Raw genomic sequence first — 15,509 nt, 5'->3', positions numbered from 1 at the left:
GGCGCGGGCGGCCCCATGCAGGCTTACAGGCAGTAATAGTAACCGCGGCTACGCAGCGCGACGATCCGCGCCCGCCCATCGGCATGCGGGCCGATCTTCTTGCGCAGGTTACTGACATGCATGTCCAGGCTGCGGTCATACAGGGTCAGCTTGCGCCCCAGTGCGATCTGCGCCAGTTCCTGCTTGTCCAGCGGCTCGCCCGGTTGGCGCAGCAGCGCTTCGAGGATGCGGCTTTCGGACAGGGTCAGGCTCATGTCGCGGCCATCGATGCTGACCACGCCGCGCACCGGGCTGAACGCCAGGTCACCGATTTCCAGCTGGGTGGTGGTGGCGGTGGGGTGGCTGCGGCGCAGCACGGCGCGCAGGCGCGCGGTGAGCTCTCGGGGGTCGCAGGGCTTGGCCAGGTAATCGTCGGCGCCCAGTTCCAGGCCGAGGATGCGGTCCAGCGGTTCGCCACGGGCCGACAGCATCAGCACCGGCAGTTCGGCATGTTCGCTGCGCAGTTGCTTGAGCAGCTCCAGGCCGCTGCCGTCGGGCAGCATCACATCCAGCACCACGGCCGCCGGGGCATGCTCGGCCAAGGCCTGGCGCGCGCTCAAGCCATCGTGGCAGGCGCGTACCGCAAACCCTTCCTGGGTCAGCCAGCTGCCGAGCAGCTCGCAGAGTTCCTGGTCATCATCAATCAGTAACAGCTCGCTCATGACTCACTCAATTCAACCATTGACGGCGTCTTCTGTGTCCGCCAGTGGCAAAGATACCGCAGACTGAGGGCGAGCGTGCAATTCGAGCGGGGGAGACCGCGTCGCCGGCTTGATCGGCGACGCGGTGGCAGCTCAAGGCAGGACTTGCTTGAACGGCTTGACGATGACCTTGTCGTACACGCCCGCGGCGATGTACGGGTCGGCATCGGCCCAGGCCTGGGCGGCGGCCAGGGAGTCGAACTCGGCGACGATCAGGCTGCCGCTGAAGCCGGCTTCACCCGGGTCGTTGCTGTCGATGGCCGGGTGCGGGCCGGCCAGTACCACGCGGCCTTCGGCCTTGAGCTGCTGCAGGCGCTCGATGTGCGCCGGGCGCGCGGCCAGGCGTTTTTCCAGGGAGTTCGCGACGTCGCTGGCGATGATGGCGTAGAGCATGTCAATCCTTGGGTTTGGAGGTGGAGGGGTCGTCGTGCAGGTGACGCGACAGGTACACACCCTGCGCCACCAGGAAGAGCACTGTCATGCCCAGGCTGCCGAACACCTTGAAGTCGACCCAGAAGTTCTGGAAGGTAAAGGCAACGAACAGGTTGGCGGCGCCGCAGAACACGAAGAAGGCGACCCAGGCCACGTTCAGGCGCGACCAGATGGCATCGGGCAGGGTCAAGGCGTGGCCCATGATGCGCTTGATCAGCACCCGGTCGCCGATGAAGTGACTACCGGCGAAGCCCAGGGCAAACAGCCAGTTGACCACCGGCGCCTTCCACTTGAGGAAGGTTTCGCTGTGAAAGGTCAGGGTCAGGCCACCGAACACCAGGCAGGCGATCAAGGTCAGCCACTGGCCCTTTTCCAGTTTGCGCTGGCGCAGGAACAGTGCACCGTAAACCACCAGCGAGCTGATGATCAGCATCGCCGTGGCGCTGTAGATGCCGCCGAATTCGAAGTTGTGACCGGCGACTTCCACCGGGCGCGGGTCGAGCTTGTAGACGATGAAGAAGAGCAGCAGCGGGATGAAATCGATGAATTGTTTCACAATGGCAGCCAGGATCGGGATGTGACGGCATAATAACAAACATCGATTCCAGCGAAAGCGCTCCTCCATGAATGTTGATCTGCACTGTCACAGCACGGCCTCCGACGGCGCCCTGTCGCCTACGGACCTGGTCGCCCGGGCCCATGAGCACGGGGTGCAAACGCTGGCACTGACCGACCACGATACCCTCGAAGGGCTGGCCGAGGCGCGCCAGGCCTGCCACGCGCGTGGCATGCACTGGGTCAGCGGCGTTGAGCTGTCGTGCACCTGGGGTGGCGCGACCATTCACGTGCTGGGCTACAATTTCCCGCTCGAAGCGCCGCCCTTGCTCCAGGCCATCGAGGCCTTGCATCGCGGCCGCTGGTTGCGCGCCGAGGAAATCGACAAACGGTTGGCAGCCAAGGGCATGCCAGGCGCCCTCGACGGCGCACGGGCCGTGCAGCAGGAGCTGGGCGACAGCGGCAACGCCCCGGCGCGGCCTCACTTTGCCGAATTCCTGGTGCGCGCCGGCCATGTCAAGGACCGCGCCGAGGCCTTCCGCAAGTGGCTCGGGGCCGGCAAGCTGGGCGATGTCAAGCAGCACTGGCCGACGCTCGATGAAACTGTCGCCACCCTGCGCCAGTCCAACGCCTGGGTGAGCCTTGCGCATCCCATGCATTACGATCTGACCCGCAGCAAGCGCAGGCGCCTGATTGCCGACTATATTCAGGCAGGCGGGCAGGCGCTTGAAGTGGTCAACGGGATGATGCCGGCCGAGCAGGTGGGCACGATGTCCATCCTCACCCGTGAGTTCGGCCTGCTGGCAAGCGCTGGCAGCGATTTCCACGGCCCCGGCACCTGGGGCGAGATCGGTGCCTACCGGCCATTGCCCGAGGACTTGCCACCTCTGTGGCGTCGATTCAGCCATGAACAGCCTATGGCGCTATGAACAGGACGACTTTGTGAGCCAATTTTTCCAGATTCATCCGGAGAACCCACAACCGCGCCTGATCCGCCAGGCGGTGGAGATCATCCGCAAGGGCGGCGTGGTGGTCTACCCGACCGACTCGGCCTATGCCCTGGGCTGCCAGATCGGCGACAAGGCGGCGATCGAGCGCGTGCGCCGCCTGCGCGGCCTGGACAAGACCCACAACTTCACCCTGATGTGCTGCGACATGTCGCAACTGGGGCTGTACGCCAAGGTCGACACCGGCACCTTCCGCCTGCTCAAGGCCCATGTGCCCGGGCCCTACACCTTCATTCTCAACGGTACCCGCGAAGTGCCGCGCCTGCTGCTGCATGAAAAGCGCCGCACCATCGGCCTGCGCGTGCCTGACCACGGCATCACCCTGGCGCTGTTGGCCGAGCTGGGCGAGCCGCTGATGAGCGTGAGCCTTATCCTGCCGGGCGACACCGAACCGATGACCGATCCCTACGAGATCCGCGAGCGCCTGGAGCACCATGTGGACCTGGTCATCGACGGCGGCTTTGGCGACCTCAAGGCCTCGACCATCATCGACCTGTCCGGCGACGAACCTGAGCTGATCCGCGAAGGCTGCGGCGACCCCACGCCGTTCATGGTCAACGTGTGAGTCAGGTGGAAGTAGCCGAGGCGCCGGCCGAGCAGGCCGCTTCGCCCCAGCAGTTGCAACTGGCGCTGGTCTACGGCGAAGCACTCACCGAAATGCCGGTGGACCTGTACATCCCGCCGGATGCCCTGGAGGTCATCCTCGAAGCCTTCGAGGGGCCGCTGGACCTGCTGCTGTACCTGATCCGCAAGCAGAACATCGACATCCTCGACATTCCCGTGGCGGAGATCACACGCCAGTACATGGGCTATGTCGAGCTGATGAAGAGCGTGCGCCTGGAGCTGGCCGCCGAGTACCTGGTCATGGCCGCGATGCTCGCCGAAATCAAGTCGCGCATGCTGTTGCCGCGCTCGGCCGAGGTCGAGGAAGAGGAGGGCGACCCGCGCGCCGAGCTGATCCGCCGCCTGCAGGAGTACGAGCGCTTCAAGGCTGCCGCCGAAGGCATCGACGAGTTGCCGCGGGTGGGCCGTGAGGTCATCGTGCCGCGTCTGGAGGCCCCCCAGGCCAAGGTGCGCAAGCTGCTGCCGCAGGTCAGCCTGGAAGAGCTGCTGGTGTCCATGGCCGAAGTCATGCGCCGCAACGATCTGTTCGAGAGCCACCAGATCACTCGCGAGACGCTGTCCACCCGCGAGCGCATGAGTGATGTACTGGAGCGCCTCAAAGGTGGCGCTTTCGTGCCGTTTGCCGAGCTGTTCTCCTCAGACGAGGGTAAGCTTGGCGTGGTGGTGACCTTCATGGCGATCCTCGAGCTGGTGAAGGAATCGCTGGTCGAACTGGTGCAGAATGCGCCCTTTGCGCCGATCCATGTGCGGCTGCGTCCCGAGTCTGTCGAAGAACCTGATGAACCTGAATGAACCCCGCGACCTGGCGTCGCTGATCGAAGCCTTCCTGCTCGCTTCGGGCAAGCCGCAGTCCCTCGAACGCCTCTACGAGCTGTTCGAGGAGGCCGAGCGCCCCGAGCCGAAGGTGTTCAAGAAGGCCCTGGAAGTGCTCGCCAAGTCCTGCGCCGGGCGGGCGTTCGAGCTCAAGGAGGTGGCCACCGGTTACCGCCTGCAGATTCGTGAAGACTTCGCGCCCTGGGTCGGAAGGCTGTGGGAAGAACGCCCGCAGCGATATTCCCGTGCGTTGCTCGAAACCATGGCGCTGATCGCCTACCGCCAGCCGATCACCCGTGGCGAGATCGAGGATGTGCGGGGTGTTGCGGTCAACAGCAACATCATCAAGACGCTGATGAAGCGCGAGTGGATTCGCGTGGTCGGCTACCGCGAGGTACCCGGGCGCCCGGCGATGTTCGCCACCACCAAGGCATTTCTCGATCACTTCAATCTCAAGAGCCTGGACGAGCTGCCAGCGCTGGCCGAACTGCGCGAGATGGAACCTCAACCGGTGCTTGATCCGGATGATGCCCCGGTGCCGGCGCACATACAGGCCCTGGCCGATGCCAGCCTGGGTGACGAAGAGGTGCAGGTTGAGCCCAGGGAAGAGACCAGTTTCCGCAGTTTACTGGTGGAGCTCGATGCCATGGAGGAGGGGCTGAAGACCGACTTCGACGACCTGCGCGAGGAAGAGCCTGAGGCCTCGGGGGAGGAAGAGGGCAAGTCGCAGCCCTGACTCTTCTGCTGCCTGTGCGGCCTCTTCGCGGGTAAACCCGCTCCCACAGGGAAATCACAGTGGCTGAATGCGGCATGGTACCTGTGGGAGCGGGTTTACCCGCGAAGAGGCCGGTACTGCCTACTCATCACCATTAGGCAGAATTCACTGCCAAAGCCGACAAAACCCTCTACCCTGCAGTGCGTTCCCTCAGCGAACCGCGTATGATGCGCGGCCCTTTGGCGCGTTCGCTGCCAAGACCCTTATTTCATTCCTACACCGGGAGGTGCCCAGATGAGTGAGCAAGACCTGCAAAATACCGAAATTACCCCACCAGCCGGCGAAAAGCTGCAGAAAGTGCTGGCACGCATTGGCGTCGGCTCGCGCCGTGACGTCGAAGCCTGGATCAGTCAGGGCCGCATCAAGGTCAACGGCGTCGAAGCCACCCTCGGCCTGCGCGTCGACCTGCATGACGCCATTACCGTAGATGGCAAGCTGATCAAGCGTGAAGAGGCCGCCGAGGCCACGCGCCGGGTAATCATGTACAACAAGCCCGACGGCGAGATCTGCACCCGTGACGACCCGGAAGGCCGCCCGACCGTGTTCGACCGCTTGCCGCGGCCAAAAGAAGGGCGCTGGATCAATATCGGCCGCCTCGACATCAACACCACAGGCCTGCTGCTGTTCACAACCGACGGCGAACTGGCCAACCGCCTGATGCACCCGTCCTACGAGATGGACCGCGAGTACGCCGTGCGCGTGCGTGGTGAAGTCGATGACGAAATGATCGATCGCCTCAAGGCCGGTGTGATGCTCGAAGACGGCCCGGCCAAGTTCACCGACATCCAGAAGGCGCCAGGCGGCGAAGGCTTCAACCACTGGTACCACTGCGTGGTGATGGAAGGCCGTAACCGTGAAGTGCGCCGCCTGTGGGAATCCCAGGGCATGGTGGTCAGCCGCCTGAAGCGCGTGCGCTTCGGCCCGGTGTTCCTCAACTCCGACCTGCCGATGGGCCGCTGGCGTGAAATGACCCAAGGCGAAATCGACATCCTCGCCGCTGAAGTGGGCCTGCAGCCAGTAGCGCTGCCGACCCTGAACCTCAAGGCCAAGGACAAGATGGAGCGCTTGCAGCGCAAGTCGAGCCGTCCGCTGGGGCGCAACGAGCGCGTGCGCAGCCTGCGCCCGGCCCATGAGGGGGCCGCAGCCGAGCGTCCGGCACGTCAGTCGCGTGACGAAGCACCGCGCAAGGGCAGCCGTGGCAGCGCCGTGGCCGAACGCCCGAGCGAGATGCGCAAGCGCCCAGGCAAGCCTGACGGTGATAAGCCGGCCGGCCGTGGTCGCGGCAAGCCGCGGGGTTGATTGCTCTTTGCAGCCATGAGAAACCAGCCTTCGGGCTGGTTTTTTTATGCCTGTGAGAATTTGGGGCCGCAAAGCGGCCCCAAGATATTGAACAAAAAGAAATTTTCGGACGACTGGCAAGTTTGCAAACCACCATGTAAAGAAATTTATACAGAACGGGCTGAAATTAGCGCGCAATTCGGATTTTTCTTGTTGGTGTAAACAGAACTTGCCGCGCCACCCTCCGCAAACCCCCAGCTTCCACATTGCTCCATATTGCCCAAACCCCCGTACCACGGTGATATAGCGCTCATTGCCGTGTGCAAAAGCCCGTCCACAGAGCCGGGCCGACAGAACAACAAATGGAGGCGCCATGTACGCCGATCACTTCGCCTTTTCAGGCTCCTACCACAGGATCGCTGCGTTTTTTCCCAAGGAAACGATGCAACGCGTTGACGCCTGCGCGTTTGCAGGGGTATACAGTGCGCCGCGTTTTACCTGTGACCCTCTTGCGTACCGCGCACTCCTGCCCACACCTGGCTGATCCGCCCCGGCGGTATCCGTTGGCAGGAAACCCAAGGTAACCACCTTGCCCATTCCGCTGCGCCACGAGCGCGGTGGGTCCGATTCCGTCACAGATAAAAACAATGCAGGTGACTTCGTTCATGAGTGGACAAAACATGCATTCAGGCGAGCTCAAGCGGGGCCTGAAGAACCGCCACATCCAGTTGATCGCCCTCGGCGGCGCGATTGGTACCGGCCTGTTCCTCGGCTCGGCAGGCGTGATGAAATCAGCCGGCCCGTCGATGATCCTCGGTTACGCGATATGCGGCTTCATCGCCTTCATGATCATGCGCCAACTCGGCGAAATGATCGTCGAAGAGCCGGTGGCCGGCTCGTTCAGTCACTTCGCACACACCTACTGGGGGGGCTTTGCCGGTTTCCTGTCGGGCTGGAACTGCTGGGTGCTGTACATCCTGGTGGGCATGTCGGAGCTGTCGGCGGTAGGCAAGTACGTGCATTACTGGTGGCCGGAGATCCCGACCTGGGTCACGGCAGCAGCATTCTTCGTGCTGATCAACGCCATCAACCTGATGAACGTGAAGTTCTTCGGTGAGGCTGAATTCTGGTTCGCCATCATCAAGGTCGTAGCCATCGTCAGCATGATCGGCCTGGGTGCCTACCTGCTGACCAGCGGCAACGGCGGCCCTGACGCCTCGGTGAGCAATCTGTGGAGCCACGGCGGCTTCTTCCCGCATGGTGTCAGCGGCCTGGTGATGGCCCTGGCGTTCATCATGTTCTCGTTCGGTGGCCTGGAAATGCTCGGTTTCACCGCCGCCGAGGCCGACAAGCCAAAGACCGTGATCCCGAAAGCGATCAACCAGGTCATCTACCGCATCCTGATCTTCTATGTCGGCGCTCTGGTCGTGCTGCTGTCGCTGACCCCATGGGACAACCTGGTCGCCAGCATCGATGCGTCCGGTGGCAGCTATGGCAGCAGCCCGTTCGTCCAGGTGTTCTCGCTGCTGGGCAGCGATGTGGCGGCCAACCTGCTGAACTTCGTGGTGCTGACCGCAGCGCTGTCGGTCTACAACAGCGGCACCTACTGCAACGCCCGCATGCTGCTGGGCATGGCCGAGCAGGGTGATGCTCCGGCCTCGCTGGCCAAGGTCGACAAGCGCGGCGTGCCGGTGCGTTCGATCCTGGTGTCGGCGGGTGTGACCCTGATAGCCGTGCTGCTCAACTACCTGATGCCGCAGAATGCGCTGGAGCTGCTGATGTCGCTGGTGGTCGCGACCTTGGTGATCAACTGGGCGATGATCAGCTACTCGCACCTGAAGTTCCGCCAGCACCTTGACCGTGTTGGCCAGAAGCCGCTGTTCAAGGCGCTGTGGTACCCGTACGGCAACTATGTGGTGCTGGCCTTCGTGGTGCTGATCCTGGGCATCATGCTGATGATTCCAGGCATCCAGGTGTCGGTGTATGCGATCCCGGTGTGGCTGGCGGCGATGCTGCTGGCGTACCTGGCCAAGGGCAAGCGCCGGCCGCAGGCCAATGGCACTGCCGGTGCCGTGGCCAAGTAAATCTTTGGCTAGTTGAAGAAACCCGATGTCAGGTGACTGGCGTCGGGTTTTTTGTTGCCTGTACCGGCCTCTTCGCGGGCGCGCCCGCTCCCACAGGATCACCACAGGCCTGAGACTTGTGGAGTACCTGTGGGAGCGGGCCTGCCCGCGAAGAGGCCGGCACAGGTTTCAGATCTGTTCCAGCAGCCAACTGCGAAACGCCCTCAAGGATGGCAATGCCTCGTTCCTGGGCGGATAGATCAGGTAATAACTGCGCTGGCTGGCAAACGCCGCCCCCGGGCTGAACAACTCGCCCTTGGCCAACTCTTCCTCCACCAGGATCCTCGGCACCAGGCCGATGCCGATCCCGGCCCGCACCGCCTGAATCAGGTGCGAGGTCAGTTCGAAGCTCGGCCCCAGGCGCATCGCCCGGTGCGGCAGGGCGTGGTGGGAAAACCACTCGCCCCAGGCGTGCGGGTTGTTGGCGACGTTCAACAGTACCTCTTCACTGATCCGCGCCGGGCTCCAGCCTTGGGCGTCGCCACCCGCTTCAGGCGGCAGGATCACCACCAGTTCCTCGGCATGCAGCCGATGGCAGATCAGGCCCGGCAGGTCATGGCTGGCCACACCTATGGCGGCGTCTATCTCGCTGGTGTCGAAGTTGATCGCTTCGATGCGTGAATGAATATGCACCAGCATGCCCGGGTGGGCGCTGTAGAACGCATGCAGGCGCGGCAGCAGCCACTTCGAGCCGAAGGTGGGCAGGGTCGCCAGGCGCAGGGTGCCGACCCCGGTCTGGTAGGCCAGCGCCTGCAAGGTGGCGCTGCGTATGCGCCCCAGCGCCTCGCTCAGCTCGCGCTGGTACAGCCGGCCGACGTCGGTCAGCTGCACCTGGCGGCCCTCGCGGCGGAACAGGGTCAGGCCCAGTTGATGCTCCAGGGCCTGCACCTGACGGCTGACCGCGCTCTGGGTCAGCGACAGTTCGGCGGCGGCGCGGGTGTAGCTTTCATGCCGGGCCGCGGCCTCGAAAGCCAGCAGCAGCGACATGGATGGAGTCAGGTGGCGGTAATTCATTCATAAAAGTCATTGATAGCGGCAGGATTATCCGTTTGCCCCTGAAGCGAAACTACAGGAACATTGGTCTATACGTCATCCCTGCATGAAGCAATGCATGCCGGAACGACAGGATTCCCGTGAATTAGCCACTATCAAGAGGCCATCCTTCGATGATCGCCCAGCTGTCGACCCTTGCGCCGAGCGCCAACTACCCCGAATTCCTCGAAGCCCTGCGCAACAGCGGCTTCCGTGGCCAGATCAGCGCTGACTACGGCACCCGTACGGTGCTGGCCACCGACAACTCGATCTACCAGCGCCTGCCTCAGGCGGCGGTGTTCCCGCTGGACGCCGATGACGTGGCGCGTGTCGCCACCCTGATGGGTGAGCCGCGTTTCCAGCAGGTCAAGCTGACCCCACGTGGCGGTGGTACTGGCACCAACGGCCAGTCGCTGACCGACGGTATCGTCGTCGATTTGTCGCGGCACATGAACCAGATCCTCGAAATCAACGTCGAGGAGCGCTGGGTGCGGGTCCAGGCCGGTACCGTCAAGGATCAGCTCAATGCCGCGCTCAAGCCCCACGGCCTGTTCTTCGCCCCTGAGCTGTCGACTTCCAACCGCGCCACTGTCGGCGGCATGATCAACACCGACGCCAGCGGCCAGGGCAGCTGCACCTATGGCAAGACCCGCGACCACGTGCTGGAACTGCACACTGTGCTGCTCGGCGGCGAGCGCCTGCACAGCCTGCCGATTGACGACGCTGGGTTGGAGCAGGCCTGCGCCGCGCCTGGCCGGGTTGGTGAGGTGTACCGCATTGCCCGGGAGATCCAGGAAACCCAGAGCGAATTGATCGAGACCACTTTCCCCAAGCTCAACCGCTGTCTGACCGGCTACGACCTCGCGCACCTGCGTGACGAACAAGGCCGCTTCAACCTCAACAGTGTGCTGTGCGGTGCCGAAGGCTCGCTGGGCTATGTGGTCGAAGCCAAGCTCAATGTGCTGCCGATCCCGAAGTATGCCGTGCTGGTCAACGTGCGCTACACCAGCTTCATGGACGCGCTGCGCGACGCCAACGCTCTGATGGCGCTCAAGCCGCTGTCGATCGAGACGGTCGACTCCAAGGTGCTGATGCTGGCAATGAAGGACATCGTCTGGCACAGCGTTGCCGAGTACTTCCCGGCCGACCCCGAGCGCCCGACCCTGGGCATCAACCTGGTGGAGTTCTGTGGCGACGAGCCGGCCGAGGTCAATGCCCGGGTCCAGGCTTTCATCGACCACCTGCAGCGCGATACCAGTGTCGAGCGCCTGGGCCATACCCTGGCCGAGGGCGCCGAAGCGGTGACCCGCGTCTACACCATGCGCAAACGTTCGGTGGGCCTGCTCGGCAACGTCGAAGGTGAAGTGCGCCCGCAACCGTTCGTTGAAGACACCGCCGTGCCGCCAGAGCAACTGGCCGACTACATCGCTGACTTCCGCGCGCTGCTCGACGGCTACGGCCTGGCCTATGGCATGTTTGGCCATGTCGATGCCGGCGTACTGCACGTGCGCCCGGCGCTGGACATGAAAGATCCGGCCCAGGCTGCGCTGGTCAAGCCGATCTCCGACGCCGTGGCCGCGCTGACCAAACGCTATGGCGGCCTGCTTTGGGGGGAGCACGGCAAGGGCCTGCGCTCGGAATACGTGCCGGAGTACTTCGGCGAACTGTACCCTGCATTGCAGCGTCTGAAGGGCGCCTTCGACCCGCACAATCAGCTCAACCCTGGCAAGATCTGCACCCCGCCAGACAGCGCCGAAGGCCTGACCAAGGTCGACGGCGTGACCCTGCGAGGCGACCTCGACCGCACCATCGATGAGCGCGTGTGGCAGGACTTCCCCAGCGCCGTGCACTGCAACGGCAACGGCGCCTGCTACAACTACGACCCCAACGACGCCATGTGCCCGTCGTGGAAGGCCACCCGCGAACGCCAGCATTCGCCCAAGGGCCGTGCCTCGCTGATGCGCGAATGGCTGCGCTTGCAGGGCGAGGCCAACATCGACGTGCTGGCGGCGGCGCGCAACAAGGTGTCGTGGCTCAAGGGGCTGCCGGCGCGGCTGCGCAACAACCGCGCCCGCAACCAGGGCCAGGAAGACTTTTCCCATGAGGTGTATGACGCCATGGCCGGCTGCCTGGCCTGCAAGTCTTGCGCCGGGCAGTGCCCGATCAAGGTCAACGTGCCGGACTTCCGCTCGCGCTTCCTCGAGCTGTACCACGGCCGCTACCAGCGCCCGCTGCGTGACTACCTGATCGGCTCGCTGGAATTCACCATTCCGTACCTGGCCCATGCGCCTGGCCTGTACAACGCGGTGATGGGCTCGAAGTGGGTCAGCAAGCTGCTGGCGGACAAGGTCGGCATGGTCGACAGCCCGCTGATCAGCCGCTTCAACTTCCAGTCGACCCTGACCCGCTGCCGCGTCGGCGTGGCCAGCGTGCCGGCCCTGCGCGAGCTGACCCCGGCCCAGCGCGAGCGCAGCATCGTGTTGGTGCAGGATGCCTTCACCCGCTACTTCGAAACGCCGCTGCTGGCCGCGTTCATCGAGCTGGCCCATCGCTTGGGGCACAGGGTGTTCCTGGCGCCGTACAGCGCCAACGGCAAGCCGCTGCATGTGAAGGGCTTCCTCGGCGCCTTCGCCAAGGCGGCGATCCGCAATGCGACCCAGCTCAAGGCCTTGGCTGACTGCGGCGTGCCGCTGGTGGGCCTGGACCCGGCGATGACCCTGGTCTACCGCCAGGAGTACCAGAAGGTGCCGGGCCTGGAAGAGTGCCCGCAGGTGAAGCTGCCACAGGAGTGGCTGATGGATGTGCTGCCGGAACAGGCGCCGACCGCGCCGGGCAACTTCCGCCTGATGGCGCACTGCACCGAGAAGACCAACGTGCCGGCCAGTACCAAGCAGTGGGAGCAGGTGTTTGCCCGCCTGGGGTTGAAGCTGGTGACCGAGGCGACCGGCTGCTGTGGCATGTCCGGTACCTACGGGCACGAGGCGCGCAACCAGGCGACTTCACGCACCATCTTCGAGCAGTCGTGGGCGACCAAGCTGGACAAGGAAGGCGAGGCGCTGGCGACCGGCTACTCGTGCCGCAGCCAGGTCAAGCGCATGACCGAGCGGCAGATGCGCCACCCGCTGGAAGTGGTGTTGCAGTACGCCAAGCGCTGACCTTGAGGGCCCCGGGGGCTGCTATGCAGCCCTTTCGCGACACAAGGCCGCTCCTACAAGAGAATGCGATCCCCTGTAGGAGCGGCCTTGTGTCGCGAAAGGAGCGCAAAGCGCTCCCAGCTTTACTAGCCGCGCTCCAGCCGGGCCCGCCGGTACAGATAAAGGCTCAACACCAGCCCACAGCACGCCGCCGCCGCGGCAAACAGAAACATCGAAGCAAACCCGAACCCCGATGCCACTGCACCCACCAGCGGCCCGGTAATCCCCAGCGACAGGTCGATGAACAGCGAATACGCCCCCACCGCCGCCCCGCGGTTGGCCGCCGACACCTGGTTCACCGCTTCCACGCCCAGCGCCGGGAACACCAGCGAGAAGCCGAAGCCACTCAGCGCTGCTCCCGCCAGTGCCATCTCGGCATTGGGCGCCATCCACAGCATCAACAGCCCCAGTGTTTCCACCGAAAGGCAAACGATTGCCACCCGGAACCCACCGATCCGGTTGATCAGGTTGCCGAACAGCAACCGCGCGCAGATGAAACTGGCGCCGAACAGGCTCAGGGTCAGCGCCGCATTGGCCCAACCGCGGCTGGCGTAATACAGGGTGATGAAGGTGGCGATGGTGCCAAAGCCGATCGAGCCCAGCGCCAGCCCCGAGCCATGCGGGAACACCTTGCCCAGCACCTGCATGAATGGCAGGCGCTTGCCGCTGACCACAGGCGCTGCGCGCTTCGGCCAGGCCAGCAGCAGGCCCAGGGCGCACAGCAGGAGGATGCTCGTTCCCATGCTCCACAGCCCCAGGCTTTTGACCATCAGCACGCCCAGTGGCGCACCGATGGCCAGCGCGCCATAGCTGGCGATGCCGTTCCAGGAAATGACCTTGGCGGTGTGCTCGGCACCGACCCGGCCGATGCCCCAGCCGATCGAGCCGGAACCCACCAGGCTTTCCGCACTGCCCAGCACCAGCCGGCCGACCAGCAGGCAGCCGAGGCTGACCCAAGGCAGGTGGGTGAGGAAGGCACAGGCCAGCATGAACACACCGCTCAGGCCGCAGCCTGCCAGGCCATACATGACCGCCTTCTTGCTGCCATGGTTGTCGATGATACGGCTGGCGGTAGGGCGGCTGAGCAGGGTGGCGAGGTACTGCACGCTGATCACCAGGCCTGCGATCACGGCGCTGAAGCCGAGGTCGTTGTGCACATAGCCGGGCAGTACGGCGAGGGGGATGCCGATGTTCAGGTAGCCGATGAAGGTGAACAGGACGATGGAAACGACTTGCAGGGTGACCGCAAGAGGGCGCGGTGAGTCAGGCATGGGGGTCTTCGTGGCAGAGGTTCGTGACGGTGTGAAAACGTGATGACGGGGGTAGCCCGCAGGTCAGCCGTTTTCACACAGTCGGAGGGATGCGCGGTTTATTCCTGGTCAGCGCTGGATTGGTCGTCACCATCCTGATCGACGGCAGGCGTCGGTTCGGCGTGGACGGTAACGGATGGCTCTTCGGGGTTCAGGCTTGGGAAGGGAAGATTCGGGATTTCATGCATCTCGTCGTTCCTCGCAAGTGTGAGTGAAAAGTCTGCGCCAGGCGCGTTTGGAGCTTCATGAAGCGTGGGCAGGATACACAAGTCTGGATGACAGTTTGTAATTTTTCCCCGTCACTTGTCGGTTTTGCGGGCGGATACCGGACGGATTGCGGCAAAAAAACAGGGCCATCAGGCCCTGTCGTTGGTGGTTACTTGCGGCCTTCAGCCGTCTCGGCGACCTTGTCGGTGCGTGCGCACATGATGAAGTCATTGCGGTGCAGGCCCTTGATCGAGTGGCTCCACCAGGTCACGGTGACCTTGCCCCACTCGGTCATCAGGCCAGGGTGGTGGCCTTCGGCTTCGGCGATTTCGCCCACGGCATTGGTGAAGGCCAGGGCCTGCTTGAAGTTCTTGAACAGGAATACGCGCTCCAGTTCCATGTGGCCATCGCGGATTTCGATGTTCCAGTCCGGGATCTCGCGGATCAGTACCGCCAGTTCCTCGTCGGTGACCTTGGGTGCATCAGCGCGGCAGGCTTCACAGTGGGCTTGGTTCAAGGCATTCATGGGTGTGTTTTCCGCTTCGAGTTGTTATCGGCAAGGCGCTCAGGCAGCGACCTTGGGTGGAAATTTCGGTGCGTGCAGCCCCAGCTGCATGGCTTGCTGGACCATGGCCATGATGTCTTCGTGGGCCAGGTCGAACAGGCGCTTCATTTTCGGCAGCACGAAGTACAGCGGCTGCAGGATGTCGATACGGTACGGCGTGCGCATGCACTCGATCGGGTCGAAGGCCTGGTGCTCAGGCTCGCCAGAGAGACTGTAGACGGTCTCCTTCGGCGAGGAGAGGATGCCGCCGCCATAGATCTTGCGGCCCTGCGCGGTTTCCATCAGGCCGAACTCGATGGTCATCCAGTACAGGCGCGCCAGGTAGACGCGTTGTTCCTTGGTCGCGGCCAGGCCGAGCTTGCCGTAGGTGTGAGTGAATTCGGCAAAGAACGGGTTGGTCAGCAGCGGGCAGTGGCCGAAGATCTCGTGGAAGATGTCCGGTTCTTGCAGGTAATCCAGTTCTTCCGGGGTGCGGATAAAGGTGGCGACCGGGAAGCGCTTGCTTGCCAGCAGCTCGAAGAATGTCTGGAAGGGAATCAGCGCCGGTACGCGGGCAACCTGCCAGCCGGTGGTGGCACCCAGCACCTTGTTGATTTCGCCCAGCTGCGGAATGCGCTCATGGGGCAGTTTGAGCTGCTCGATGCCGTCCAGGTATTCCTGGCACGCGCGGCCTTCGATGACGTTCAGCTGGCGGGTGATCAGGGTGTTCCATACCGCATGCTCTTGCTGCGGGTAGTCGATAAAACCATGCGCATCGGGCTCGCGTGCCACGTATTGCGTCTGTTTCATGTGGCTCTCCTGGTGAGGCTTTTCTTGTTATGTCCACGACATGACCTAGGAATATCCCTTCACTG

Annotated in this window: 15 protein-coding genes; 7 read left to right on the top strand and 8 right to left on the bottom strand. The window is 63.6% G+C overall.

The annotated features are described in order from the left end of the window. Positions 1-23 precede the first annotated feature (23 nt). The 3 genes from CQW31_RS22255 to CQW31_RS22245 all read right to left on the bottom strand — a co-directional run bounded on the left by CQW31_RS22255 (position 24) and on the right by CQW31_RS22245 (position 1,728). The gene (locus CQW31_RS22255; protein ID WP_054886955.1) at positions 24-701 is read right to left on the bottom strand and encodes a response regulator transcription factor; all 678 of its coding nucleotides are present in this window, start codon (positions 699-701) and stop codon (positions 24-26) included. Between the two features lie 132 nt (positions 702-833). Continuing rightward, on the bottom strand, positions 834-1,133 hold the full coding sequence (locus CQW31_RS22250) for a YciI family protein (protein WP_008091826.1): 300 nt from the start codon (positions 1,131-1,133) through the stop codon (positions 834-836). Position 1,134: 1 nt separating this feature from the next. Beyond that, positions 1,135-1,728, bottom strand: coding sequence for a septation protein A (locus tag CQW31_RS22245; RefSeq protein WP_054886954.1), 594 nt, complete (start codon positions 1,726-1,728; stop codon positions 1,135-1,137). Between the two features lie 67 nt (positions 1,729-1,795). Here CQW31_RS22245 and CQW31_RS22240 point away from each other — a divergent pair, with 67 nt between their 5' ends. The 6 genes from CQW31_RS22240 (at position 1,796) to CQW31_RS22215 (ending at position 8,308) form a co-directional block, all read left to right on the top strand. Then, positions 1,796-2,656: a PHP domain-containing protein gene (locus CQW31_RS22240; RefSeq protein WP_054886953.1), complete on the top strand. Its 861-nt coding sequence runs from the start codon at positions 1,796-1,798 to the stop codon at positions 2,654-2,656. A gap of 13 nt (positions 2,657-2,669) precedes the next feature. Further along, on the top strand, positions 2,670-3,299 hold the full coding sequence (locus tag CQW31_RS22235) for an L-threonylcarbamoyladenylate synthase (RefSeq protein WP_054886972.1): 630 nt from the start codon (positions 2,670-2,672) through the stop codon (positions 3,297-3,299). Positions 3,300-3,424: 125 nt separating this feature from the next. Further along, positions 3,425-4,150, top strand: a complete 726-nt coding sequence (locus tag CQW31_RS22230) for a ScpA family protein (protein ID WP_178075582.1) — start codon at positions 3,425-3,427, stop codon at positions 4,148-4,150. Then, a complete protein-coding gene (gene scpB / locus CQW31_RS22225) occupies positions 4,137-4,907 on the top strand; it encodes an SMC-Scp complex subunit ScpB (protein ID WP_099815417.1) in 771 nt (256 codons plus the stop codon). The genes CQW31_RS22230 and scpB overlap by 14 nt, the downstream gene beginning before the upstream one ends. 273 nt (positions 4,908-5,180) lie before the next feature. Beyond that, positions 5,181-6,245: a 23S rRNA pseudouridine(2605) synthase RluB gene (gene rluB / locus CQW31_RS22220; protein ID WP_054887064.1), complete on the top strand. Its 1,065-nt coding sequence runs from the start codon at positions 5,181-5,183 to the stop codon at positions 6,243-6,245. A 644-nt stretch (positions 6,246-6,889) separates the two neighbouring features. After that, entirely contained in the window at positions 6,890-8,308 is a 1,419-nt protein-coding gene (locus CQW31_RS22215) for an amino acid permease (protein ID WP_177332435.1), read from the top strand. A gap of 168 nt (positions 8,309-8,476) precedes the next feature. Here the strand turns inward: CQW31_RS22215 and CQW31_RS22210 are convergent, their stop codons facing one another. Further along, complete coding sequence (locus CQW31_RS22210; protein WP_099815416.1) at positions 8,477-9,361, bottom strand: LysR substrate-binding domain-containing protein; 885 nt, start codon at positions 9,359-9,361, stop codon at positions 8,477-8,479. Between the two features lie 152 nt (positions 9,362-9,513). On the opposite strand from CQW31_RS22210, the gene CQW31_RS22205 reads away from it, so the two are divergent. Beyond that, positions 9,514-12,534: an FAD-binding and (Fe-S)-binding domain-containing protein gene (locus CQW31_RS22205; protein WP_099815415.1), complete on the top strand. Its 3,021-nt coding sequence runs from the start codon at positions 9,514-9,516 to the stop codon at positions 12,532-12,534. A gap of 125 nt (positions 12,535-12,659) precedes the next feature. Here CQW31_RS22205 and CQW31_RS22200 read toward each other — a convergent pair whose 3' ends face one another. From CQW31_RS22200 to phhA, 4 genes are all read right to left on the bottom strand, one after another. Then, the gene (locus tag CQW31_RS22200; RefSeq protein ID WP_054887060.1) at positions 12,660-13,844 is read right to left on the bottom strand and encodes an MFS transporter; all 1,185 of its coding nucleotides are present in this window, start codon (positions 13,842-13,844) and stop codon (positions 12,660-12,662) included. 98 nt (positions 13,845-13,942) lie between these two features. Further along, positions 13,943-14,071: a hypothetical protein gene (locus CQW31_RS31745; RefSeq protein ID WP_256587427.1), complete on the bottom strand. Its 129-nt coding sequence runs from the start codon at positions 14,069-14,071 to the stop codon at positions 13,943-13,945. A 188-nt stretch (positions 14,072-14,259) separates the two neighbouring features. Further along, a complete protein-coding gene (locus tag CQW31_RS22195; protein ID WP_054887059.1) occupies positions 14,260-14,616 on the bottom strand; it encodes a 4a-hydroxytetrahydrobiopterin dehydratase in 357 nt (118 codons plus the stop codon). A 39-nt stretch (positions 14,617-14,655) separates the two neighbouring features. Beyond that, positions 14,656-15,444 (bottom strand): phenylalanine 4-monooxygenase, encoded by a 789-nt coding sequence (gene phhA / locus CQW31_RS22190; protein WP_099815414.1) that lies wholly within the window; start codon positions 15,442-15,444, stop codon positions 14,656-14,658. Positions 15,445-15,509: the final 65 nt, after the last annotated feature.

Source organism: Pseudomonas sp. 382, from assembly GCF_002759075.1.
GTDB lineage: Bacteria > Pseudomonadota > Gammaproteobacteria > Pseudomonadales > Pseudomonadaceae > Aquipseudomonas > Aquipseudomonas vlassakiae.
The sequence above is the reverse complement of the archived record's forward strand: the minus strand, read 5'-3'. Positions and strand labels throughout refer to the sequence as shown.

Coding starts and splice junctions, on each gene's coding strand:
- CQW31_RS22195 (WP_054887059.1), bottom strand. CDS start 14,616: ATGAATGCCTTGAACCAAGCCCACTGTGAAGCCTGCCGCGCTGATGCA.
- CQW31_RS31745 (WP_256587427.1), bottom strand. CDS start 14,071: ATGCATGAAATCCCGAATCTTCCCTTCCCAAGCCTGAACCCCGAAGAG.
- scpB (WP_099815417.1), top strand. CDS start 4,137: ATGAACCTGAATGAACCCCGCGACCTGGCGTCGCTGATCGAAGCCTTC.
- CQW31_RS22205 (WP_099815415.1), top strand. CDS start 9,514: ATGATCGCCCAGCTGTCGACCCTTGCGCCGAGCGCCAACTACCCCGAA.
- CQW31_RS22215 (WP_177332435.1), top strand. CDS start 6,890: ATGAGTGGACAAAACATGCATTCAGGCGAGCTCAAGCGGGGCCTGAAG.
- CQW31_RS22200 (WP_054887060.1), bottom strand. CDS start 13,844: ATGCCTGACTCACCGCGCCCTCTTGCGGTCACCCTGCAAGTCGTTTCC.
- CQW31_RS22240 (WP_054886953.1), top strand. CDS start 1,796: ATGAATGTTGATCTGCACTGTCACAGCACGGCCTCCGACGGCGCCCTG.
- CQW31_RS22250 (WP_008091826.1), bottom strand. CDS start 1,133: ATGCTCTACGCCATCATCGCCAGCGACGTCGCGAACTCCCTGGAAAAA.
- CQW31_RS22255 (WP_054886955.1), bottom strand. CDS start 701: ATGAGCGAGCTGTTACTGATTGATGATGACCAGGAACTCTGCGAGCTG.
- rluB (WP_054887064.1), top strand. CDS start 5,181: ATGAGTGAGCAAGACCTGCAAAATACCGAAATTACCCCACCAGCCGGC.
- phhA (WP_099815414.1), bottom strand. CDS start 15,444: ATGAAACAGACGCAATACGTGGCACGCGAGCCCGATGCGCATGGTTTT.
- CQW31_RS22210 (WP_099815416.1), bottom strand. CDS start 9,361: ATGAATTACCGCCACCTGACTCCATCCATGTCGCTGCTGCTGGCTTTC.